Source organism: Bacillus sp. AFS041924, assembly GCF_002577195.1.
In the GTDB taxonomy this organism is placed as follows: domain Bacteria; phylum Bacillota; class Bacilli; order Bacillales; family Bacillaceae_G; genus Gottfriedia.
Map to the genome: position 1 here is coordinate 140,416 of NZ_NULG01000007.1, position 23,807 is coordinate 164,222.

21 protein-coding genes and 1 riboswitch are annotated in these 23,807 nt (G+C 34.4%); of the genes, 3 read left to right on the forward strand and 18 right to left on the reverse strand.

Annotation, left to right across the window (positions count from 1 at the left end; all coding sequences use genetic code 11):
- Window positions 1-53 precede the first annotated feature (53 nt).
- Entirely contained in the window at window positions 54-2,117 is a 2,064-nt protein-coding gene (locus tag COC46_RS02710) for a sigma-54 interaction domain-containing protein (protein WP_098808315.1), read from the reverse strand.
- Between the two features lie 294 nt (window positions 2,118-2,411).
- Here COC46_RS02710 and COC46_RS02715 point away from each other — a divergent pair, with 294 nt between their 5' ends.
- The gene (locus COC46_RS02715; protein ID WP_098808237.1) at window positions 2,412-3,833 is read left to right on the forward strand and encodes a YfcC family protein; all 1,422 of its coding nucleotides are present in this window, start codon (window positions 2,412-2,414) and stop codon (window positions 3,831-3,833) included.
- A 42-nt stretch (window positions 3,834-3,875) separates the two neighbouring features.
- Window positions 3,876-5,048, forward strand: coding sequence for a beta-aspartyl-peptidase (gene iadA / locus COC46_RS02720; protein ID WP_098808238.1), 1,173 nt, complete (start codon window positions 3,876-3,878; stop codon window positions 5,046-5,048).
- Window positions 5,049-5,138: 90 nt separating this feature from the next.
- Here iadA and COC46_RS02725 read toward each other — a convergent pair whose 3' ends face one another.
- From COC46_RS02725 to COC46_RS02785, 13 genes are all read right to left on the reverse strand, one after another.
- Entirely contained in the window at window positions 5,139-6,329 is a 1,191-nt protein-coding gene (locus tag COC46_RS02725) for a M20 family metallopeptidase (protein WP_098808239.1), read from the reverse strand.
- Between the two features lie 60 nt (window positions 6,330-6,389).
- Entirely contained in the window at window positions 6,390-7,235 is an 846-nt protein-coding gene (locus COC46_RS02730) for a MetQ/NlpA family ABC transporter substrate-binding protein (protein WP_098808240.1), read from the reverse strand.
- Window positions 7,232-7,900, reverse strand: a complete 669-nt coding sequence (locus COC46_RS02735) for a methionine ABC transporter permease (RefSeq protein WP_098808241.1) — start codon at window positions 7,898-7,900, stop codon at window positions 7,232-7,234. The genes COC46_RS02730 and COC46_RS02735 overlap by 4 nt, the downstream gene beginning before the upstream one ends.
- Window positions 7,890-8,906: a methionine ABC transporter ATP-binding protein gene (locus COC46_RS02740; protein WP_098808242.1), complete on the reverse strand. Its 1,017-nt coding sequence runs from the start codon at window positions 8,904-8,906 to the stop codon at window positions 7,890-7,892. The genes COC46_RS02735 and COC46_RS02740 overlap by 11 nt, the downstream gene beginning before the upstream one ends.
- A 168-nt stretch (window positions 8,907-9,074) precedes the next feature.
- Window positions 9,075-9,192, reverse strand: a riboswitch (SAM riboswitch).
- A 325-nt stretch (window positions 9,193-9,517) separates the two neighbouring features.
- Window positions 9,518-10,309 (reverse strand): sulfite exporter TauE/SafE family protein, encoded by a 792-nt coding sequence (locus COC46_RS02745; protein WP_098808243.1) that lies wholly within the window; start codon window positions 10,307-10,309, stop codon window positions 9,518-9,520.
- 61 nt (window positions 10,310-10,370) lie between these two features.
- On the reverse strand, window positions 10,371-10,598 hold the full coding sequence (locus tag COC46_RS02750; RefSeq protein ID WP_098808244.1) for a sulfurtransferase TusA family protein: 228 nt from the start codon (window positions 10,596-10,598) through the stop codon (window positions 10,371-10,373).
- A 24-nt stretch (window positions 10,599-10,622) separates the two neighbouring features.
- Window positions 10,623-11,750, reverse strand: a complete 1,128-nt coding sequence (locus tag COC46_RS02755) for an MBL fold metallo-hydrolase (protein WP_098808245.1) — start codon at window positions 11,748-11,750, stop codon at window positions 10,623-10,625.
- A gap of 44 nt (window positions 11,751-11,794) precedes the next feature.
- Window positions 11,795-12,367, reverse strand: coding sequence for a sulfurtransferase TusA family protein (locus COC46_RS02760; protein WP_098808246.1), 573 nt, complete (start codon window positions 12,365-12,367; stop codon window positions 11,795-11,797).
- 56 nt (window positions 12,368-12,423) lie between these two features.
- Complete coding sequence (locus COC46_RS02765) at window positions 12,424-12,720, reverse strand: rhodanese-like domain-containing protein (protein ID WP_098808247.1); 297 nt, start codon at window positions 12,718-12,720, stop codon at window positions 12,424-12,426.
- Window positions 12,721-12,740: 20 nt separating this feature from the next.
- Window positions 12,741-13,217, reverse strand: a complete 477-nt coding sequence (locus COC46_RS02770; RefSeq protein WP_098808248.1) for a DsrE/DsrF/DrsH-like family protein — start codon at window positions 13,215-13,217, stop codon at window positions 12,741-12,743.
- Between the two features lie 125 nt (window positions 13,218-13,342).
- The gene (locus tag COC46_RS02775) at window positions 13,343-13,603 is read right to left on the reverse strand and encodes a metal-sensitive transcriptional regulator (RefSeq protein ID WP_098808249.1); all 261 of its coding nucleotides are present in this window, start codon (window positions 13,601-13,603) and stop codon (window positions 13,343-13,345) included.
- 398 nt (window positions 13,604-14,001) lie between these two features.
- On the reverse strand, window positions 14,002-15,477 hold the full coding sequence (locus tag COC46_RS02780) for an aminotransferase class V-fold PLP-dependent enzyme (protein WP_255294791.1): 1,476 nt from the start codon (window positions 15,475-15,477) through the stop codon (window positions 14,002-14,004).
- A 302-nt stretch (window positions 15,478-15,779) separates the two neighbouring features.
- The gene (locus COC46_RS02785) at window positions 15,780-17,117 is read right to left on the reverse strand and encodes a D-serine ammonia-lyase (protein ID WP_098808250.1); all 1,338 of its coding nucleotides are present in this window, start codon (window positions 17,115-17,117) and stop codon (window positions 15,780-15,782) included.
- Between the two features lie 167 nt (window positions 17,118-17,284).
- Between COC46_RS02785 and COC46_RS02790 the strand changes: the two genes are divergently transcribed.
- Entirely contained in the window at window positions 17,285-18,478 is a 1,194-nt protein-coding gene (locus tag COC46_RS02790; protein ID WP_098808251.1) for a chromate transporter, read from the forward strand.
- A gap of 99 nt (window positions 18,479-18,577) precedes the next feature.
- Here the strand turns inward: COC46_RS02790 and COC46_RS02795 are convergent, their stop codons facing one another.
- From COC46_RS02795 to COC46_RS02810, 4 genes are read right to left on the reverse strand one after another with little or no spacing between them, the layout of a single operon-like run.
- Entirely contained in the window at window positions 18,578-19,699 is a 1,122-nt protein-coding gene (locus COC46_RS02795) for a glycerate kinase (RefSeq protein ID WP_098808252.1), read from the reverse strand.
- A gap of 9 nt (window positions 19,700-19,708) precedes the next feature.
- Entirely contained in the window at window positions 19,709-21,931 is a 2,223-nt protein-coding gene (locus COC46_RS02800) for a glycoside hydrolase family 65 protein (RefSeq protein WP_098808253.1), read from the reverse strand.
- Window positions 21,928-22,962, reverse strand: coding sequence for a Gfo/Idh/MocA family protein (locus tag COC46_RS02805; protein ID WP_098808317.1), 1,035 nt, complete (start codon window positions 22,960-22,962; stop codon window positions 21,928-21,930). Before COC46_RS02805 ends, COC46_RS02800 begins: the two co-directional genes overlap by 4 nt.
- Window positions 22,962-23,774, reverse strand: coding sequence for a sugar phosphate isomerase/epimerase family protein (locus tag COC46_RS02810; protein ID WP_098808254.1), 813 nt, complete (start codon window positions 23,772-23,774; stop codon window positions 22,962-22,964). Before COC46_RS02810 ends, COC46_RS02805 begins: the two co-directional genes overlap by 1 nt.
- Between the last annotated feature and the right edge of the window lie 33 nt (window positions 23,775-23,807).

A 23,807-nucleotide genomic window follows, 5' to 3' on the forward strand; every position in this document is an offset into this window, starting at 1 on the left:
TAAAATTTGAAATGCCCTAAAAAAGAATTTCTTTTAGGGCATTTCCGTTTGAACTAACTTTCTCTATTTTGACTGGATTGTATTGATTTTGACATAAGATGTTGTAAGTAATCCACACCTTCTGTAGTGATCTTTGTACCTGCTCTACCTCTACCTTTTGTTATAAACCCTTCTGATTCTAAATGATCTAATCGAAGCCTAATTTGTTGCGTTGTTAAAAATGTGCCAGATTTTTTACTACGATTTGAAATAAATTCTCGACTTGCAGACTTACCTAAATCATTACACTGTTTTATTGCTTCTAAAATAATAATATGTTCTTTTAATTCAAGCACACTAGACGGCATTTTAAATACATTTGTTTCTGATTGAGCTGATTGGTTTAAATCTGAAACAATATTATGTGGAAAATCATTTTTACTAATAATATGTCCATCACAAACCGTCAGCATATAATCGATCAATCCTTTTAATTCTCGAATATTTCCGGGCCAATCACGTAGCATTAAATCTTCTAATACATCATTCTTCATCGGAACCCACTTACCACTTTTCGTAATAAAATGTTTTGTTAATAATGGTATATCCGTTCTTCGTAAACGTAATGGAGGAATAAAAAGACTTAAAACATTAAGTCGGTAAAATAAATCCGTACGAAATGCACCATCTGAAATTTTTTGATGAATGTTCTTATTCGTAGCCGCTATCACTCGAACATTAATCGGAATAATTTTCCTTCCACCTATTCTACGAATTTCCTGTTCTTGTAGAACCCGTAATAAATGTGACTGAACATTTAAACTAATATCTCCGATTTCATCTAAGAAAATAGTGCCTCCATCTGCCATTTCAAAAAGACCTTTTTTTCCGCCCTTTTTAGCTCCTGTAAAAGACCCTTCTTCATAGCCAAATAATTCGCTCTCTAGTAAGCTCTCGGTAAATGCACTACAATTTACTGCCAAGAATGGTCCATTCTTTCTGAGAGAGCGCTGATGGATAGAATGTGCGAAAAGTTCTTTTCCTGTCCCCGTTTCACCTTGAATTAAGATGGGATGTTCAGCAGCTGCAAGCTTTTTCGCTATCTCCTTACATTTAACAATCGACTGATGTTCACCGATAATATCATCAAAATCATATCTAGCATAAAACCCTTGGTTTCGAAACTCTCTTTGTGCTGTTTTTTCAATTTCAAATGCTTGATTTACACTTTTAAATGTTGCTACAACTCTACCCTCTTCTTTAATAAAAAATCGATAGATTACAATATCAACGTTATTTATTGTAAAAAATTTACTTTCTTCTTCACCATTTATGATAAATTCTTTAATTACTTGCTGCGAAATGATTTGATCGATCTTCATTCCTACCGCGTTTTCAGTTGAGATTTGATAAAGTGCAGCTAACCGATCATTAAACACTGTGATCGTACTAAATTTATCAATTGCTAAAATACCATCATCAACTGCATCAACGACATTTTGAATATGTTCATTTACTATTTTGGTTTCATGCTCGGCATGTATGAGCTTTCTTTGCAATTCAATAATATTTCGGATGTATTTCTCTGATATTAAGGAAGCGATTTTTTTATCCAGGTGACAGTATTCAACAATTTGCAAAATTGTCGTCATGTCAAAAAGACGTACGCCAATATCGATCACTTCTTTTATATGATGTGGACATAGATGAGTCTCCCCTGGGGATATAGCTATATTTATGTCAGGATAATAGATTTGATCTAATTTGCGAGGAAAATAGTCCAAGTGATTAATTCCTAATTGATACAAAGACTGAATCAGCTCAACCGTTGAATTATAATCGTCATTAACTACTAGTACTTTTGTTTCTCTAGTAATCCGTAAGAGCTTGTCTAAATTTTCATGATTAGGCGTTCTTTTTCCAACCATCACATTCTTCGCATTAATATGAGCCATTTTTTCTGACTCTATTTTCGCTTCATTTGATGAATAAAGGATAATATCATCCTTTAACTCAAACTCAATTCCTTCTTCAGTTGAAAAACTTTTTATTGATAGATAGTCTCCTAGCAAATGTGAAAGCTGACTATACAATGCCCGCTTTGTTTTTACACTTCCTGTTATTAATGTTAGAGACATTTTCACACTACAACACCCATCCTATCTTAAATAATTGGGTATATTATAACACCAAAAGAACCAAAAACACCCAAATAAAATCATTAATTGATTAGACTACCTTAAAAGTAGCCTTTTTAAACTTGGCACACTACTTGCTTATTATGAGTAAGTAGTCGTCATTTTAATAAACTGTATTCTATCAAAGGAGGAATGGAGATTGCTTTAATTAGTTTCGTATTTTCTTATTAAAAGTTTAGTGTTTAAACGAATGGATTTATTAACTGTTTCTATTTTAATTAAAGGAGAAAATAGATGAATCAGCTACAATCGCAGGAAATTTTGCCTAAAACTACAGCTAAAAAAGAAAAAACAACCAATGTTTTTACATTATTACTTATCATTTTAGTAGTCGCTACTGTCCTTACTCATTTTTTACCAGCGGGTGAATATGCACGAATTGATCGGGCTGGACATACTACAGTGGATCCAAATTCTTTTAAATGGATCAAGTCTACACCAGTTAGTTTTTTTGAAATGACTAATTCAATTCATTTAGGGATGATAGAAGCCGCAAATATTATCTTTTTTATCTTAATTATTGGCGGATTTTTCGGAGTATTAAATGCTACCGGAACAGTTGAAGTATTAATTTCGACAATGGCTAAAAAGTTAGCTTCTCGCGAAAAGCTGTTAATCCCGATTATGATGTTTTTCTTTGCTATAGGGGGTTCATTAATGGGTATGGCTGAAGAAACATTAGCCTATATTCCTTTATTAATTCCGCTAGCACTCGCGTTAGGTTTTGACACAATTACAGGAACGGCAATTGTATTAGTTGGTGCATCTTCGGGTTTTACAACAGCTATAATGAATCCTTTCACAGTAGGAATTGCACAAGGGATAGCTGAACTACCTACCTTTTCAGGAATTGGATTTCGACTAATATTATTCGTGGTCGTTTATCTTGTTTCAGTCCTATTCGTTTACCGTTATGCAATGAAGGTTTTGAAAAATCCTACTATTGGAATTTACGGCAAGTACTCATTGGAGCAAACAAATGTGATTTTAACATCTAAAGAAAAGCTCACTTCAAGACATAAACTAATTTTTATGACTTTTCTTATCAACTATATCGTTCTAGCTTTTGGTGTAATAAAGTTTCAATGGTATATTACAGAAATCGCTTCGTTGTTTATCCTTCTAACTGTTGCTATTGGAATAATTGGGAATTTATCTATTGATCATCTCGTTAAATCATTTACTCAAGGTTCTGCATCATTAATAAACGGCGCGCTAATTATCGGCGTGTCACGTGCTATTGTAGTAGTTTTAAACCAAGGTCATATCGTTGATCCAATGCTTCATGAAGTTTCAGAAGCAATTAAGCATATTCCCTCTTACTTAAGTGTAATTGGAATGTATAATTTCCAAGCTGCCATTCACTTTATATTAGCCTCTGGGAGTGGACATGCAATGTTAACAATGCCGATTATGGCACCGTTAGCTGACTTATTAGACATAACACGTCAAACAGCTGTATTATCTTTCTCATTTGCAGATGGTATCGGAAACATTATTTTCCCAACAGCAGGTACATTAATGGCAGGGCTGGCAATTGCGGGGATTCCTTGGACTAAATGGGCTAAATGGATTTTCCCACTAGTATTGGTTCAATATTTGATTGGATTAATAGCAGTACTTGTCGCTCACTTTATTCAATACGGCCCATTTTAAAAATAAAATATAAATCACTTACATTATTAGGAGGAAAACTAGTTGTTAACTTTAATAAAAAACGGTCAAGTATACACACCACATTCGATTGGTCGCAAAGACATACTGATTGCGAGCGGAAAAATTATCTTAATTGCGGATCGTATTCCATTACCTCCTGACACATATAATTGCAAGATAATAGATGCCACCAACAATGTAGTAGTACCAGGTTTTATTGATTCACATGTTCATATTATCGGTGGTGGAGGAGAAGGTGGATTCAAAACACGTACACCTGAATTAATGTTAACTTCTGCTACTACTGCAGGTGTCACTACTTTGGTTGGTTTACTTGGTACAGATGGAACAACAAGAAGAATGGAAAGTCTTCTTGCAAAGGCAAGAGGTTTAGAGGAGGAAGGTATTACATGTTATATTCATACGGGTTCTTATCATGTCCCCGTAAAAACGTTAACGAGTAAAATTGAAGACGACATACTATTAATTGATAAAATAATTGGTGTCGGTGAAATCGCTATTTCGGATCACCGTTCTTCAGAACCTACATTTGAAGAATTGGTAAAAATCGCTACCGCCGCCCGAAATGGTGGTATTTTGTCCGGCAAGGCTGGAGTATTGGAAATTCATGTGGGGGATGGCTCTGATAAACTCTCTCTATTACATGAAATAATTGATAAAACAAACATCCCAATACGTCATTTCCACCCTACACATATTAATCGTAATGAAGAGTTATTTAACGCAGGAATTCAATATGCACTAAAAGGTGGATATGTAGATTTTACAACAAGTACAATCCCTCAGTTTTTAGAGGAAGGCGAGGTCAAATGTAGCAAAGGGTTACGCATGATGCTCGAGCATGGTGTATCTATTGGGAATATAACTTTTTCATCTGATGCACAGGCAAGTCTTCCTTTTTTTGATATGAATGGTGAGTATCTTGGCCTTCAAGTCGGAAAAATGGCCTCTCTTTTCCAAGAAGTAAAAGATGCAATATTAGAAGAAGCTATTCCATTAGAAACGGCTATTCAAGTTATAACATCCAACCCTGCACAAGTGCTAAAGCTACCTCAAAAAGGGTGTCTACAAGTAGGTAAGGATGCAGACCTTGTACTATTACAACAAGATAACTTAGAAATTGAAACAGTTATTGCAAACGGAAAAATAATGTTAGAAAAAGGAATTCCGATCGTAAAAGGAACATTCGAATAAGGACGAATTCTTTCTTATTTACTTAATGACAAAAACCAGAAAAACTCGTTAGTTTTTCTGGTTTTTGTATTTTATTCATTTTTAAGTTAACTATTTTTCAGTCTGCTGAAATTCAGTTTGAACCTTTTCTAAAAGATTTTTTTCGGTAATTAATCGATACCCTGTTAGGGCCAATGCCTTCGCCCCTGTTATTAGAGCTTGATCACCTTGTAGCGACCGGGCAGCTTCACGGAACTCATTCGTATGAGCAACTAAATCATCAGGTCCAATTTTAATATATGCGTGAGAAGTTGGAACAACGTGACTTACATTTCCTGCATCAGTAGATCCAAGTCCACCATTTTTTTCTTTTACTTCTTCACCTAATAACGTTAATTCTTCACCTACAATACGATCGAGTGAACGGTTGATAATAAAATCATGAACTTCATTTTGAAATCTTTCAATTTTAACAGTACTACCAGTTGCGAGTGCCGCTCCTTGAGCAATATTACGAATCTTAGTGGACACTTCTTCCGTTTGTTTCCATGTACTAGCTCGAATGAAGAATCTTGCTGAAGCATACTCTGGAATAATATTTGGCGCATCGCCTCCATGAGTGATTATTCCATGAATACGCACATCACTAGAAAGTTGCTGACGAAGAGCACTAATTCCATTAAATAACTGGATTACAGCATCTAGGGCATTAATTCCATGTTCTGGTGCTCCAGCAGCATGGGCTGCTCTACCATAAAAATGGAAGTCTAACGGATCTACTGCCAAAGTTGGACTAGACAATTCTGTATTACCACTTGGATGAAGCATTAGAGCTGCATCAATGCCTTCTAATAATCCATTTTTCACGAAACTCCCCTTGGCACTTCCATTTGGTCCACCCTCTTCTGCAGGTGTTCCAAATATGACAACTTCTCCTCCAGTCTCAGAAATGACTTCAGCTAAGGCAATACCTGCAGCTACACTCGTTGTCCCAATAATATTATGTCCACATGCATGACCAAGACCAGGAAGTGCATCGTATTCTGCTAAAAAGGCGATGCTAGGACCTTGCTTTGACGATGTTTTTCTTGCCACAAATCCTGTTTCATGACCCGCGATATTTCGTGATACATCAAAACCAGCTTCTACTAAAATCCTAGTATGTGTTTCTGATGCAAAAAACTCTTGATTACCTATTTCTGGTTTCGCATGAATTTGGTGGCTAGTTTCTATATAGAATTCCTTTGATTCCTCAATACTTTTCACAATTTGATCTCTATGTGTCTCAGTTTGGACTGCCATGTGACCAATCTCCCTTCTAGTCTTTTATATTAGAATGAACCTAGTTTAATATGATCGCTCTTATAGATTTTTAATTTTTCCGATTGAAATGACAACCGGAACCGTTGCACCTTTATCACGTTTAATAATGTAATCATGAACCTCTTTTGATTGATACGCCTTCACAATTTTTAAATAATCCTTGTCATTTTTATCCTTCGTACGAGAAGCAATAACATTGATATACGGCATTGCAGCTTTTTCATTCGGGTCTTCTTTATAAAGTGGGTCCTTAGCAGGATCTAGGCCCGCTTGAACGGCGAATCCATTATTAATGATTGCTGCTGCCACATCCTCCAACGATCTAGCTGTTTGCCCCGCTGCAATAGGTTTGATTTTTAGATGCTTAGGGTTCTCTTTAATTTGTTCAATACTTCCTTTTGGGTCAAAATTATCTACTAAACTAATTAACTTTGAAGATTGTAATAGTTTAAGAGCACGGCCTGCATTCGTCACATCATTTGGTATCGTAATCGTTGCACCATTTGGAATATCACTTAGGTTTTTATATTTATGTGAATAAATTCCCATTGGGGCGATAACTGTTGAACCAATCGCAGCAATATCTAAATTATGATCCCCTTTAAATTGGTTCATATAAGTAATCGTTTGAAAAGCATTTAAATCAAGGCTACCATCATTTAGTGCTGTATTTGGCTGAACATAATCTGAAAAAGAAATGATTTTTAATTTAATGCCGTCACTTTTTACTTGCTTTTGTATAATTCTCCAAAGATCATTGTCATCACCGTTTATTCCAATCTTAACTGTTCTCGTTTTGTTACCTGCTGATTCTTTAGAGCCACATGCTGCCAATACCGAAACTGTTAATAATAATACTGCAAAAAAAGTAAAAAACTTTTTCATCCTCTTTTCCTCCTCACATATCTTGACCACGTATTCCCTAAACTTTGAATGATTTGAACAATCAATACTAGTAATACAACCGTAATGACAATAACTACGGTTTCAAATCGTTGATAACCATATGTAATAGCTAAGTCACCTAAACCACCAGCCCCAACGGCACCAGCTGCTGCAGTTGATCCAATCAATCCAATCGTTGCCGTTGTAAATGAAAGAATCAACGATGGAATCGCTTCAGGTAAAATAAACTTCACAATGATTTGAAACTTTGTTGCTCCCATTGCATAGGCTGTTTCCAGCACTCCTTTATCTACCTCAAGCATGGAGTTCTCTATCAATCTTGCTAAATAAGGTCCAACAAAAATCGACAGTGGAACGATTGCTGCAACAACGCCAATAGATGTTCCCGTCAATAATCTAGTAAACGGAATGATGGCAACTAGCAAAATAATAAATGGCACAGATCTCAAAATATTAATAATGGTATTTAACAACGTAAAGACTGGTTTATTTTCCATAATATGTCCGGGCCTTGTTACAACCAAGATAATACCTAAGGGTAATCCTATGATTGTTCCAAAAATAAACGACCCTAGTACAGTTAGAAATGTTTCTTGGCATGCCTGCAAAAACTGTGGCCAGAAGAATTCCCAATTAAGCTCCAATTATCTCAACCTCCTTTATATCGATTCCTTTTTCTAAAATAAATTTAATTGCTTTTGCACTTTCTTCTTTTGATCCTTCTAATTCAACAAGTAAATTCCCATACGGTCTTTCTTGTAGCTCCGTAATCGATCCATAAAGAATGTTTAAATGAATATCGAATTTTTTAAGAACCTCCGATATTAAAGGATTGGCTGCCTTGTCTCCTAGAAAGACTAATTGATAATATTTTCCCTTTGGGAGTGATTTCGTTAATTTAGTTGGCACCTCATTTTGTAATACGGTATTAACAAAATTCTTTGTAATGCTTTTTTGTGGATTTGTAAAAACGTCGTAAACATTACCTTCTTCTACAATTTCTCCACCATCAATGACGGCCACTTTATCACATAAATCTCGAATAACACTCATTTCATGAGTAATGAGGAAAATGGTAAGATGATAAGATTTATTTACTTTTCTTAAAAGCTCCAATACATTCTTTGTTGTTTCAGGGTCTAATGCAGATGTTGCTTCATCGCATAATAGAAGATCTGGGTCTGTTACAAGTGCCCTTGCTATTCCCACTCTTTGCTTTTGCCCTCCCGATAAATGTCCTGGATAAACATCTTGTTTCCCTGACAGTCCAACAAATTCGATTAATTCCATTACCTTTTCCTGAACATCCTGTTTCTTCTTTCCTTCAAGGTAAAGTGGCATTGCTATATTATCGAACACCGTTTTTGCTGAAAGTAAATTAAAGTGTTGAAATATGACGCCAATTTTTCTACGTGTCTTACGTAATTCCTCTTCGTTTAATGCCATCAAGTTCAATCCATCAATCGAAACTGAGCCTTCAGTTGGTTCTTCAAGTCTATTTAAACAACGAATCAATGTACTTTTTCCTGCTCCTGAAAAGCCAATGATTCCATAAATTTCTCCTTTCTCAATTTTCATATTAATATTTTGCAAAGCTTTAATTGATGGCCTTCCAGGATAAACCTTGGAAACATTTTTAATCTCAATCAAATTTATTTCCTCCAATGCAAGTAATATCTAAAACTAAGTATTCACATTTGAAAACTAGGGATTATATTTGTTTTTCCCTCTTTTTTTCTCTCATAACTCATCAAAAAACCCCTCTCCTTATCCAATAACACAGATAAGAAGAGGGGTTAAATATATAAGCCACTTTACTTCTTATCTTTCAAATCGCTTAAACGATTTGCAGGAATTAGCACGGTATTTGTTACGAAACAACAAACCCGTTGCCGAGGTATCGTAGGGCCAGTCCCTCCACCTCTCTGGATAAGTAATAGAATTTATTAAGTTTTAAAATGATTGTGTTTATATTATCTCGCTTTTTTGAATACGTCAAGAAGCAATTTCAGATCTTTTTTTGAGAAACTATGTTAAAAAATAGAAAATTTTTACTTACACTATCTAGCAAATCCTTTATAAACACAAGGAGAAGAAGCTTTTTCATACAAAAATTTGAATTAAATCAAATTTAGAATATTTTTCATTTTTTTAATATTAAACATTGGTTAATACACTGGAATATCCACAAACTATTTTAAAAAGCAATAAGAAAAAACAGAAAAACTCAAAAAAGTTTTTCTGTTTTTTTAAATCCCAATTCAAATCATCCATGATTTAATAATTGTAAACCAAATTTTCAATGCTGTAAAACCGATTAGAACTGCTAAAATCCCTCTTAAAACCTGCGTTTTTGTTTTTTTGCCTATTTTTGCTCCTAATGGTGAAGCAATTAAACTGGCAATTACAACGATGATCGTTGGTAAAATCTCAACTTGCCCAGTAGAGATTTTACCGATTGTTACTCCTATTGAAGAAATAAATGTAATCGCTAATGAGGAAGCAATTGTAATTCGTGTTGGTATTTTTAAGATTGTTAACATGATTGGCACTAAAAGAAATGCTCCTCCGGCTCCAACAATCCCTGCACTAGTGCCTACAACAAAAGCCAGACTCGCTGCAAGCCAGACGTTAATTGAGATTTGATTATTTTCTGACATCTCGATTTCTTTTCTAGGAATGAACATTAAAACGACCGCAATCATTGCTAGAATACCATAAACAAGATTAATCCCATGTTCTGAAAGCAAATTTGAACCAAATCCACCTATAAAACTTCCAATTAGTACACTAATTCCCATACTTAAGATAACTTTTTTATTTAAATAGCCACTTTTACGGTAACTTAATACACCACTTAATGTTGCAAACACTACTTGGACGGCACTTATTCCCGAAACTTGATGTGAAGTGAAAGATGCATAACCTAATAGTGGAGGAACAAATAAAAGCATCGGATAATTTATAATTGCTCCACCTATTCCAACCATGCCTGAGATAAAGGACCCAAGAAATCCAACTAAAAAAAGTACTAAAATTAAGGTCCACTCCATTTTAAGTCCCCCTATAAAAGAAAAGGAGAATTTGTTCTCCTTTTCCTATTAATCTATTAATTTACCCTTTTTTAATCCAAAATTTCAATACATTATCTTCTTCAGTATAGTCTAATAATTCATGTCCACCTGACTTAGCCCAAGCAGCTAGATCATTTTTAGCGCCTTTATCAGTAACATGAATTTCTAGTACTTCACCTACTTCTATTTCAGCAATTGCCTTTCTTGTTTTTACAATTGGAATCGGACATGCTAAGCCTTTTGCGTCTAATAATTTTGTAGCTTCCATTCAATTTTCCTCCTAGATTGTTACTTATCGTACTGCACAGCGATTTGGACCAATTTCCATTTCTCTCTGTTTTTCTGCATCTAATTTAATCTTACCCATATTTACTTCACGAATTTCTTGATAAGAGTTTGGTTGTGACGGTAAATTTTCAGTTACTAACTGTCTAAATTCACTTTCACTCTCAATGTTCAACCCATGGTTTTGAGCAAATAAAAATCCAAGGCTCTTATAAACGCTACCGTCTTCATTCAATTCGTTGATCACCATAAAGTGTGACGGTAGAACAATTAATTCAGACGATAAGTTTCGATATCTTCTATACAGGGTATCGCGTAGATCCCCTACCCAATCCTCTGCCATTCCTGCTAGATCGGGTCTTCCGATTGAATCAATAAATAGAATATCACCAGATAGTAAGAACTTTTCATCGATAACAAACGACGTCGATCCGATCGTATGACCTGGTGAATATAAAGCCTCAATATTGATTGCCGTTTCACCAATCATAACTTTATTCCCGTCTTCTAATGGACTATATTCAAAAGTAACTTCTTTTGCATCCTTAGGAGGTAACCAGTATGTTGCGCCAGTTAATTTAGCAATTTGCCTTCCACCAGAAATATGATCTGCATGAAGATGAGTATCAAATACATGAGTGATTTTAGCTTTCTTTGTATTTGCATAGTCAATGTAAATATCAGTCATTCGAGTCGAGTCAATAATAGCAGCCTCGCCATTAGAGATGACCATGTAAGATAAACATCCTTTACCAATTCGTACAAATTGATACATTTCTCCACCATTTCTTAAATCAGCAATTTTTACTGGTTCTAGATGCTCACTCCACTCTTTCATTCCGCCCTCTAGGTAAAAAACATCAAGTCCCTCATCTGAAAGCATCTCTGCGATCATAATGGAAGATCCTTCTTTAGCGCACACCACTAAAATATCTTTACTTGTAGGAATCTGCCCTAAAATATCCTCTACCCCATCAAGTAAATCAAAATAAGGTATATTTAAATGTTCAAAATTTGAACCTTCAATTTTCCAATCATTATAGTCGTCAGAATTGCGAACATCTAAAATAAATAGTTCTTCTTTATCAAATATTTTCTTTGTAATCTCTTTTGCAGACATTGAAGTGACTGCCATCCTTTATACCCCCCATAGAATATTTTTAACTAAAAAAAATTGGATTAACCTTTGATACTTACTGTTTCACCAGACCACTCGCTCATTCCAGGTAATACATTAAACACATTAGTAAAACCATTTGAAGCAAGCAATTGAGCAGCAAAATCACTACGGTTACCTGTTCTACAAATAATATAAATTTCGTGTTCTTTATCTAATTCAGATAATCGGTTTTCTAATTCACCTAAAGGTATAGATACCGCGTTTGGTATATGATTAAATACATATTCTGCTTCTTCTCTTACATCTAAAACGATTGTATTTTCGTTTTGTAGCTTCTGATCTAATTGTTCATTCGTTACGATCTTTTCAAACTTCTTTTCAACTGTATTTTCATCTGAAGATTTTCTTAAATAATGGCGTAATACTTCACCGTTTTCGATCGTTCCTAAGTATTGATTTCCAGTGCTTTCTGCCCAAGCTTTAATGTCTGCCTTAGAGCCTTTATCAGTCGCTTGAACCTCAATAACTTGGCCACTTTCTAATTCCTTCATTGCTTTTCTTGTCTTCACAATCGGCATTGGACATGCTAATCCTCTTGCGTCTAATTTCATGTTTGATTTTATGAATTCCATTTTTCGTCCTCCGTACTTTAAATACCATTAGGGGTATTATTTTATTCAAAAAAAAATTATTCTACGCTTCCTTCCCAAGAAAGCATGCCGCCTATCATATTTTTTGCATTATACCCATTAGATTGGAGGAAATCTGTTGCACGACCACTTCTAGCACCAGATCGACAAACCATAATATATTCTTTTGATTTATCTAATTCGTCTAATCGAAATTCAATTAATCCAAGCGGAATATGAATAGCCTCTGGAATCTTACCAGCAGCAACCTCATCTACTTCACGAACATCGATAATATTTATTTCTTTCCCAGTATTTACATGCTTCTCAAGTTCGATCGGAGTTATTTCTTTCATGTTATTCAGATCCTTTCAAATTAAATAAATAAGTTAACCTGACCTTCTTCCGCTTCACCAATGTAGGCTGCAACACCTGCATACTCAATATTTTCTAATAGCTCTTCGGTTTGTAGACCTAACAAATCCATTGTCATTGTACAAGCTACTAAATTTATATCTTGTTCTTGTGCCATTTCGATTAATTGTGGCAAAGGTAGCGCATTATGTTTTTTTATAATATCTTTAATCATTTTTGGTCCGAATCCAGCAAAATTCATTTTAGAAAGTCCCATTTTATCAGCACCTCTAGGCATCATCTTTCCAAACATCTTTTCAATAAAACCTTTTTTAGTAGCCACATGCTCGCCTTTACGTAATGCATTTAATCCCCAAAACGTATGAAAAATAGTTACTTCATGATCAAAAGCTGCCGCTCCATTTGCAATAATATAAGCTGCCATCGCTTTATCATAATCTCCACTAAATAGAATGATATTTGTTTTCTTCGTTGTCATAATTTTTTCTCCTCATCGCTTTTTATACCCTTAAGGGTATTTTACAAAGCAAAAAAATATATTTATATATACTATTACCCCCATGGGTATATGATGTCAAAAATAAAAAATTGTGTCAATTCTTGTTATCTACTTTTTACAAGTAAATTCACTGCTTCTTTCACTAAATCTTCAGCATTTTGTCCGTTTTCATTTGCACTTCGTACACAATCCACTAGGTTTGAACTTACAATGACTCCAATCGTACGATCCAAAGCTGATTTAACTGCTGATAACTGTGTTATGACTTCTTTACAGTCTTTTTCTTCTTCCATCATTTTTAAAATTCCACGAACCTGCCCCTCAATTCGCTTTATTCTATTTTTTACTGGATCATCATATTTCATTATATTCCCCCTAACTTATAGAACTAATTAAGCTTAACCATGTATTTAGAATAAATGTGTCATATTCTTACTTGTAATATATACCCCTAAGGGTATAATGTCAACCAATTAATTTTAACTAAATTGGGGCATATTAAAGTGAAGTTCTCCGCATTTTATTGAAAGAATTATTATTTATGAATCTACAAAAAAGATCACAATAAAATGATCTCAGACTGCCCGCCAAACGCTCGCTTTCTTCGTCGCTTCGCCTGCTGTGTGCGGTGCTCATTACCCTTTAGGGTAACTCCCCGCCTTGAAAGACAAGCGCTTGTAATCAGTCTGAAAATCAAATTTTTGAGACTTTGTCTACTCACTGAGTTCACAATAAAGTCAACTTAAATACTCTCGTTTATATTTCAAGATTTTACTGTCAGTTCCATCTCAAAATAACTCTCCACTTCCATAACTGCTTCGTCCTTATGGATAAAGTCATTTTTCTCTTTTAGATAAATATAGTCTTTAGACCATTCTCCAATATTTTGAATAATATCTTTTAAAGCATTCGTAAAAATTAATGCTTCTTCATTTGTAGTCGTTGGATGAACACTCATACGAATCCAGCCAGGCTTTACGCTAATATTTCCATTATCGATTTCATCCGTAATTGCTTTAGACATTTCTCTTGTAATATTTAGTAGCATATGCCCGTAAGTACCAGCACATGAACAGCCACCTCGTACTTGAATACCGAAACGATCATTTAATAATCTAACGACTAAATTATGATGAATATCTTTTAAATAAAAAGAATAGAAGCCTAATCTTGGATTACTTGAATCTTCAAGTAACATGACATTTTCAATTGTTCTAAGTTCATCTAATACGATGTGTGACAATTCTTCTTCACGTTTTAATATATTCGTTGTACCCATTGCATCTTTTACCTTAATCGCAAGTGCCGTTCTAATTGTTTGTAAAAATCCTGGAGTGCCTCCATCTTCTCTTTCACGAATATTGTTAATATATTTTTTCTCACCCCAAGGGTTTGTCCACTCCACAGTTCCTCCGCCTGGATGATCTGGAATTTTATTTTGATACATCGAAGAATCAAAAATTAAAACTCCACTACTACCAGGTCCTCCTAAAAACTTATGTGGTGAGAATAGAATTGCATCAAGCTTTTCCATTGGATCACTAGGGTGCATATCGATGTCAACATATGGTGCAGAAGCTGAGAAGTCAACAAAGCAAACTCCATTATATTCATGCATCAGTCTAGCTAGCTTATGGTAAGGTGTAATTAATCCAGATACATTAGAGCAAGCACTAAACGATCCAATTAATTTTCGTTTATTTTTGTAAAACTCAAGACGTTCTCTTAAAAATTGTAAATTGACTACATTATTACAGCAATTAGGTACAACTTCTACATCACAAATCGTTTCTAGCCACGAAGTATGATTGCTATGATGCTCCATGCTTGTTATAAAAACAATCGGTCTTTCTTCTTCAGGTAAACTTAAACGAAAATGAAAATTTTCATGAATTTTCAAGCCTAAAATTCGTTGAAACTTATTCATCACGCCTGTCATTCCTGAACCATCAGTTATGATCGTGTCGGAAGCGCTTGCATTAACATGCTCCTTTATAATCTTTAATGCTTCATGATAACAATTCGTCATCGTACTTCCAGTTATATTTGATTCAGTATGTGTATTTGCAACATACGGTCCAAAAGTTGAAACCAATTTTTCTTCAATTGGTCGATATAACCTACCGCTCGCAGCCCAATCTAAGTAGACCATTTTCTTCTCGCCAAATGGTGATAAAAATGATCCTTCACTTCCAATAATCTCTTTTCTAAATTGTGAAAAATACTTTTCTAAATTCAATTTTATCGCCCCTAATGAGAATATGTTATGTGCTTTTTAATTCATGACCCTGATCAAAGGATTTAGATAAATCCAAGTATTCCAATACCCTATTGGGTATTTTTTCGAATGCACTGAAGCCAATCCGTTCGTATCGGAGTGGCTTATATCATCCATTTTTTTACAGTGAAATTAAAAAGAAAATTTCTTGCGTCAAAATCTAAATAGAAAACTTATTTACTTTATAAATATATGTCAAATTATTCTGCATTAAAAGAATTTTTTCACTTTTAAAATATGAGTAATGTTTAACTCTATATATTTTATTTAGAAGGAGACCCCTTTTGATAGTACTCTTTCATCATTTTTTCCGGGACCATACTACCACCTGTCCCCCAAATTAAATGAGTACTTTTCTCCATTTTTTTTACTAAATTATTTTTTGCTAAATAATCGTTACCTTCATTAAATAATTTAATTGGACCAATCATACCCGCTAACGCCGATGGTTCTAAATATAGCTCCTCAGTGTCGACTAATTGCTTTAACATTGAATATAATTTTTCATCACTGACAGTATAACAACCACTTAAAAAGGGCTCAATAATTTTTCCAACAAAACCGGATGGTCGCCCTACTGCTAATCCATCTGCATCTGTTTTATTATCAATACCAAAATCTTGAACCGAAACTTGATCATTTAATCCAGTCATTAATCCAAGCATCATACAAGGAGAATGAGTAGGCTCGGCAAAGAAGCAATGAACATTATCTTCAAATAATAATTTCAAACCAAATGCCACACCCCCGGGTCCTCCACCGACTCCGCAAGGTAAATAAACAAATAACGGGTGATTTTCATCAATCGTAATGTCTAATTCCTCCAATTGCTTCTTCAAGCGTGAAGCCGCAACCGCATACCCTAAAAATAAATCATGTGAATTTTCATCATCTACAAAATAACAAGCAGGATCGGCAGCTGCTTGCATTCGCCCTTCTTCAACTGCCTTGCTATAATCTGCTTCATATTCAATAACTTCGACGTTCTTACTTCTGAGTAAATCTTTTTTCCATTGCTTTGCATCTGCCGACATATGTACAGTTACTTTAAAACCTAATTTGGCACTGATGATACCTATACTCAATCCTAAATTCCCTGTAGACCCTACTGCAATTGAATATTGTGAGTAAAATTCTTTAATTTGATCACTAGCTAAAATCGAGTAATCATCCTCTTTCGTTACTAATTGGTGCTCAAATGCTAAGTCTTCGGCGTGCTTTAAAATTTCATAAATACCCCCTCTTGCTTTAATTGAACCAGATATCGGTAAGTGACTGTCACATTTTAATAATAGTTTTCCTAATATAGTTTCCTCGTAATTTTTCTCTAACGATTGTTTCATGAAAGGAATTTGTACTAAAGGAGATTCAATGATCCCATTTGTTTCCTGCGTTTCTGGAAAAACCTTTGAAATATATGGGGCAAAGCGTTTTAATCGCTCATCTGCGTCCTTTACATCCTCTTGAGTAAGAGGTGAGTTTTTAATTGCTGATTGAAATTGAACAAGATTAGGATTCGACCAAAAATATTCTTCTAAATTAATAACTTGATTTAGCATAGGATAGTTTTTCTTATATGTCTCGATATTTATTTTCTGCATCTATTTCCCCCCTAGTTTTATTTATTTGTAGTTTAACAGATATTCTACCTAGATATCATATCCCCCTTTCCATGAAGTAAATCTTATGTAAAAATGCATAGGACTTCATTGGATTAGTAGATGAATGAAACTATACTATTTATAAGCAATTGCAACTGGAGGAAATTATGAAATCTATTCATAAAAATAAGGAATTAAATGCTTTAATAGAATTATTATTTGTTTCTACTAAGCTAGGCTTAACTTCTTTTGGAGGACCTGTAGCTCATTTAGGTTATTTTTATAAAGAATATGTAAGAAAGCGAAATTGGATCGACGATAAAGAATATGCCGACTTAGTCGCATTATCACAATTTTTACCTGGACCAGCCAGCAGCCAAGTCGGAATTGGAATTGGTGTAATACGTGCAGGAGCCTTAGGTGGCATCGTTTCATTTATTGGATTTACATTACCATCTGTCATAGTACTTATACTATTTGCATTATTTCTACAAGGCTTCGATCTAAAACATTCAGGATTAATCCATGGATTAAAATTGGTTGCGGTTCCGATTGTTGCACAAGCTATTTTAGGCATGATAAAGAACTTGACCCCTGATTTAAAAAGAAAAGCTCTTGCTATATTTGCAATGATTGCTACATTATTATGGCAATCATCTTTTACACAAATAACGGTCATTTTAATTTCTTCAATACTCGGATATTTTCTATATCAAGATAATGAAAACAGTGATGAAACCACCCTTATTACGAATATCTCCAAAAGGTTTTCCGTGATTTGTCTAGCTCTATTTTTTATTTTATTAGCCGTATTACCTATCATTAATTCTTTAACAACCACTAAGTGGATTTCTATATTTGACAGTTTTTATAGGGCTGGATCAATGGTTTTTGGAGGAGGCCATGTGGTTCTTCCTTTACTTGAACGTGAGCTTGCCCCTACTGGATGGCTAAACAAAGAAACTTTCTTAGCGGGATATGGCGTGACTCAAGCTGTACCTGGACCATTATTTACGTTTGCAGCCTATTTAGGAACTGTTATGAAGGGTTGGCAAGGTGGATTAATCGCAACGATTGCCATCTTTTTACCTGCATTCCTACTTATTTTAGGTACTCTACCTTTTTGGTCAAGTATGCGTCGCAATTCGAATTTAAGGAGAGCTTTGCTTGGCGTAAACGCAGCAGTAGTTGGAATTCTAATTTCAGCTTTTTGTAACCCAATATGGATTAGTTCAGTGTTATCGATTTCTGATTTTGTTTTAGTACTGATTTTATTTAGTATGCTGGTGTTTATGAAATTGCCTCCTTGGGTCATTGTAGCTGTAGGGGCTATTAGTGGAGAAATTTTAACTAGATTATAAAATTGTTGATGATTCATAATCATTATTATCGCTAAAAACTTTTTAAAATTAAAAAAGCAGAAAAACTTTTTAAAGGTTTTTCTACTTTTTTAATTTTAATTATTTTAATAGTACAGCAATATTTCTTGCAGTTCTTTCAATATTTTCAAATGCATTTTTCATAACATCTTCGATCGGTAAGATTGCAGGGATCGTCGGAAAAATGGCATCGATTCCGTGTTTATACAACTCCTCAATTCCATCACCGATACCACCACAAATTGCTATTACTTTCGCATTTGGTGGGGCACAAGCAGCCGCTCCAACTGGGGCTTTACCATAGGCAGTTTGACCATCCATTCTACCCTCTCCTACAATTACGATATCAGCATTCTTGCATACCTCTACAACATTAAGTTGTTCAAGAACAAGTTCAATACCTTTTTTTATAGTAGCATTCGCAAATAGCATTAGACCCGCACCCATGCCTCCACCAGCTCCACTACCAGGTATCTTTGATACGGTCTTATTAAGAAATTGTTCAGCAACCTGATAGAAAATTCCCATTGCTTCATCTAATTCAGCTAATTGATTAGTCAAAAGTCCTTTTTGTGGACCAAATATATATGTTGCTCCATTTTTTCCGGTTAATGGGTTAATAACATCTGCTGCAATCGTGATTTTAGCTTTATCCAAAAGCGGTGATTTGTTTCTATCAGATATTGAAGCTACTTTTAGTAACGCTTCACCGTTACTTTCAACTTCTTCACCGTTTTGATCGAAGAATTGATAACCTAATGCTGTGGCCATTCCAATTCCACCATCATTTGTTGAGCTACCTCCGACGCCAATAATAAGCTCAGAAGCTCCACGTTCAATCGCATATAATATTAATTCACCAACACCAAGTGACGTAGTTTGTAAAGGATTACGTTGATCAAGTGGTACTAGATGCAAACCACATGCTTCAGCCATTTCGATAAATGCCGTTTTACTATCTTTTGAAAATGCAATTTTAGCTTGAACTATTTCCTTAAGAGGTCCTGTTACATTAATCGTTTCTACTTTTCCACCATTTGAAGCGATTAATGCTTGAACAGTGCCCTCTCCTCCATCAGCTAGTGGTAATAAATGATACTCTGCATTCGGAATTACTGAGTGAAAACCTTTATGAATGGCTTTCGCTACATTCGTTGCATCCAAACTTTCTTTAAAGGAATCAGGTAAAATTACAACTTTCATTTGTCCTCCTTAAAGTGATGCGCTAATTTGATCAGTTAAATTAAATAATTCTCCATTAATTTCGATTGAAACTTCAGAACTAGATTGATTCGTCACAGATACGGAATCATGTGTAATTTCAATTTCGAGATTTGTACCTTGCCAATGGAATGGGAATAAAAGTTTGTCCCAATTTTTAGGTAAGTTGGGATTAATCTTTAACTTATTAGATTCCATCTTAATGTTTGCAAAGCCAAAAATCGTTGCTAACCAGTTAGCACCTAGAGATGCTGCATGGATTCCTTCATCTGATGATTTCGGGTTTGTTCCTAAATCGATTAAGCAAGCTTCTTGAAAAAATCGATAAGCAATCTCTATATCTCCACATCTTGCTGCAACAATTGCATGGATCGCCTTACTAAGCGAAGAATCATGAATTGTATGCTCCTCATAATATTGCAAATTCTTTTTTACGACATCGTTTTCAAATAATTTAGGAAATAAATAGACTAACATCACTACATCTGCCTGTTTTAAAATCTGCATCTCATTTACTTCTTGACGTGAATAATCAAGGAGAATTGCTTGACTACCTTGTTTCTGTTTATAATTCGTTAAATCAATCTCTTGTTTTGTTAAAAATGTATCATCCTGTGGAATAATTTTCTCTTCGTTTGGTTGTGGTAAATAAAGTCGATTTAAAAAGTCTTTTCCATCTTCAACTAGTTCTTGATCAATCTTATTATATTTCTCCATATAAGTTAAAGCTTGTTGAACATTATAATAAGCCATATAGTTCGTATAAGCATTGTTATTAATATGTTCCGTATATTCATCTGGTCCGATTACATCTTTAATAGAGAGTACTTCATTTTCATCTGTCGTGCGACTAATCCAAAAACGTGCTGTTTCTTTTAGTAACTCTAGCCCTTCACATGCCATAAATGCTTCATCGAATGTATTTTCATAGTATTGACATACTGCATAAGCAATGTCAGCTACAATATGATGCTCAGCTAAGGCCGAGGCAACCTTTTGACGTTTACCAGTTAATATATTAATAGCCGCATATTCGGGCGTTTCTTCCATACCAGAAAATGCACTTTCCCAAGGGAACAGAGCACCAGCATAACCATTTTTAGTAGCTTTATCTATCGCTTCTTTTATATGAAGATATCGGTAAGTCAATAGCTTTCTCGCTACTTCTGGTTCAGTGAATAAATGAAAAGGTGCAATAAAAATTTCCGTATCCCAGAAAATATGTCCTTTATATCCTTCTCCTGTTAAACCTTTTGCCCCAACACTAAAACGTTCATCATGTGAAGGAGTCATAATTTCAATATGGTAAAGTGAAAAATCTAATGCTACTTGATCTATAGCTTCTTTAGAAGAAATGATAACGCGCTTCTTTTTCCAAAACTCATTCCATTTTATAGATGAGCTTACTAATAAACGATCGTAACCATTATCAAGATTTTCTTGAACAGTATGAATACTTGATAGTGCCGGATCATCCACAGACAAATCATTTGAAGTATAAACAGCACTTATTTTTTCTAATTCAAACGGCTGATCAACGACTAAATCATGTTTAATGATCGTCAAAAGCTGTCTGTTTTTAGCCACAAAAGAAACATCACTTTCACTTGAAACTTTACATGAAGTTGCCATTGCGATTGAGTGAGCGCTTTCAGTTGTTCTATATACAGCATGCATTATTTTTTTATCAATAACTCGTACATTTTCTTCTAAAAGATGTTGCTTTCCAAAGTTAGACATTTGCGCATCGATACCAGTCGTAACTTTAATTGATGCACTACAATCTAAACTGACTACACTAACTTTAGAAGCAAGTAAATGTAAATTATCTTTTGAAACAAATCGTTGGAATTTTAAACAAAAGCGATTACCTTCTTTGTTTTTCCAGATAACTTCTTTCGTTAGTTCTCCATTTTGCATATTTAAAGTACGGTCATAAGATAGTACTTCTCCTGTTAAAACTGAAAATATTTCATCATTTATTTCGATTTTTATACCAACTAAATCTGGCAAATTGACTAACTCTGTAATATCATTAGGTGTAAATTTATTATAAATTCCAGCCACATACATACCACGAGTTTGTTCAGAATAATATTCCTCATGACTAGCACGTAAACCTAAATATCCATTTCCAAGAGCCATGATCGTTGCATATTTATTTATATATTGTAAATCAAATTGTTTTTCATTAATTACATTTACTTCATTCATAAAGATATACTCTCACCTTTTTCAGCTGATTGATAAATCGCTTCTACAAGTCTTTGAATAGCATAACCTTGTTCTCCATCCGCTAACATAACATTCTGTCCTAAGCAACGATTAACAAAGGCTGCCATACTTTTAGTATGACGGTCAGGGTCAGCCTCTTCTCTCTTTAATAGGGATACAAGCTCTCCTTTTTCATCCGTATAGATTTCAGCCGGGAACATTGTTGCACCAGCTTCTTCTCCGCATAGTTCTACATTCATTTCTGATTTTTCTTTTATGTTTAATGCAAAAGATGTTTCAAGCTGAATTAAACATCCATTCTCTAACTCTATATAAGAAAATAAAGAATCTTCTACTTCAAATTTTGATGGGTCCCATTTACCAAATGCACCCTCATCTTTCTTAGTACCAATCTTCTGAAACATTTTTGCTGTAACTTTCTTTACTTTTGGATAATTCATAACGAAAAGTGCAGCATCAAGCATATGAATTCCTAAATCGATTAGAGGTCCCCCACCTTGAATTTCTTTATTAGTAAAGCTACCCCATCCAGGAATTCCATTTCGTCTTAAAGCTTTAACTTTTACAAAATAAATTTGACCTAATAAACCTTGATCTATTTTTTCTTTTATAATCGTTACGTCATCAGCAAATCGATGATGAAAATCATAAGCAAGGATAAGCCCTTTTTCTAAAGCTGTTTCATACATTTTTCTTGCATCCTCTGCCAAAATTGCAGGAGGTTTTTCACAAAAAACATGACAATTATTTTCTAACGCCTGCATTACATTATCAAAATGAAATTTATTCGGAGTGCAAACACTTACAATTTCCGGTTTTTCATTCGCATACATTTCAGCAGCATCCGTGTAATAGTTAGGAATCTCATTACGCTCTGCAAAGCTCTTTAATGCTTCCTCATTTATACCGACTACGGCAACTATTTCTAAATCTTCTCTAATTTTATAGTAAGCAACGTGAACTTTTTCAGCTATTTGGCCCCCGCCTATAATAGCTACTTTCTTTTTAATCACAGTGCTTCACCTTTTAAGTTTAAAGCTTCTTTTATATGATGAAATGCTTTAATATATTCATCTTCTAAGTTATTTCCTCTTACACGACATTCAAATGTTAAAAAGCCTTCATACTCATCTTCTTTAAGTTGGTCAAAATACTTTTTAAAATCAAGAGATCCACTTCCTGGTTGGAAACGGTGGTTGTCTGCGATGTGAATATGTTCAACTAAATCACGATTAGCGTGAAGTGCCTCAGAAATACCATCTTCTTCAATATTCATATGATAAAAATCTGCAATGATTTTAACGTTTTTAAACTGATTATCTTCAATATATTTACGTGCATCAGCTAAAGTATTAATCATATGATCTTGATAGCGATTTAAAGGTTCTAAGTAAATAGTCGTTCCAGTTTCACCAGCCACTTTATCTAGAAAAACTAGTGATTCAGTAACTGCTTTGCGATCTCCTTCTAGACTTCTTGGAGAAGACATAGGTGGTAATCGGAATGTAAACATTCCCCAAGCTGCAGGTACAACAATACCTTTTCCTCCAATTTCTTTTAAAGCTTTTAGAATTTCTTCAATATCTGCTAAACCTTTTAAACGACGCTCTTCAATAAAATCACCAATCCAACCATAATAACCACCACAAGCTGTCGTTACCGGTAAGCCAGTCTCAGCAATTGCTTCTTTAACTTCTTCTAAATTATCAACTAAAAACTTGCCATCGATTTCAAATCCTTCAAAACCAATTTCTTTTAAGTATTTAAATTTTTCTTTAATATTTTCTGGAAAAAATGCTTGATTTTGTGTTCCAATTTTCAACTAGATCCACTCCTAAACAGAAGGGAGTGTAAT

Bases quoted from the DNA above. Each gene is read 5' to 3' on its own strand.
- COC46_RS02710 (WP_098808315.1), bottom strand. From the start codon at position 2,117: ATGTCTCTAACATTAATAACAGGAAGTGTAAAAACAAAGCGGGCATTG.
- COC46_RS02715 (WP_098808237.1), top strand. From the start codon at position 2,412: ATGAATCAGCTACAATCGCAGGAAATTTTGCCTAAAACTACAGCTAAA.
- COC46_RS02725 (WP_098808239.1), bottom strand. From the start codon at position 6,329: ATGGCAGTCCAAACTGAGACACATAGAGATCAAATTGTGAAAAGTATT.
- COC46_RS02730 (WP_098808240.1), bottom strand. From the start codon at position 7,235: ATGAAAAAGTTTTTTACTTTTTTTGCAGTATTATTATTAACAGTTTCG.
- COC46_RS02745 (WP_098808243.1), bottom strand. From the start codon at position 10,309: ATGGAGTGGACCTTAATTTTAGTACTTTTTTTAGTTGGATTTCTTGGG.
- COC46_RS02750 (WP_098808244.1), bottom strand. From the start codon at position 10,598: ATGGAAGCTACAAAATTATTAGACGCAAAAGGCTTAGCATGTCCGATT.
- COC46_RS02755 (WP_098808245.1), bottom strand. From the start codon at position 11,750: ATGGCAGTCACTTCAATGTCTGCAAAAGAGATTACAAAGAAAATATTT.
- COC46_RS02760 (WP_098808246.1), bottom strand. From the start codon at position 12,367: ATGGAATTCATAAAATCAAACATGAAATTAGACGCAAGAGGATTAGCA.
- COC46_RS02765 (WP_098808247.1), bottom strand. From the start codon at position 12,720: ATGAAAGAAATAACTCCGATCGAACTTGAGAAGCATGTAAATACTGGG.
- COC46_RS02770 (WP_098808248.1), bottom strand. From the start codon at position 13,217: ATGACAACGAAGAAAACAAATATCATTCTATTTAGTGGAGATTATGAT.
- COC46_RS02775 (WP_098808249.1), bottom strand. From the start codon at position 13,603: ATGAAATATGATGATCCAGTAAAAAATAGAATAAAGCGAATTGAGGGG.
- COC46_RS02785 (WP_098808250.1), bottom strand. From the start codon at position 17,117: ATGCAGAAAATAAATATCGAGACATATAAGAAAAACTATCCTATGCTA.
- COC46_RS02790 (WP_098808251.1), top strand. From the start codon at position 17,285: ATGAAATCTATTCATAAAAATAAGGAATTAAATGCTTTAATAGAATTA.
- COC46_RS02795 (WP_098808252.1), bottom strand. From the start codon at position 19,699: ATGAAAGTTGTAATTTTACCTGATTCCTTTAAAGAAAGTTTGGATGCA.
- COC46_RS02800 (WP_098808253.1), bottom strand. From the start codon at position 21,931: ATGAATGAAGTAAATGTAATTAATGAAAAACAATTTGATTTACAATAT.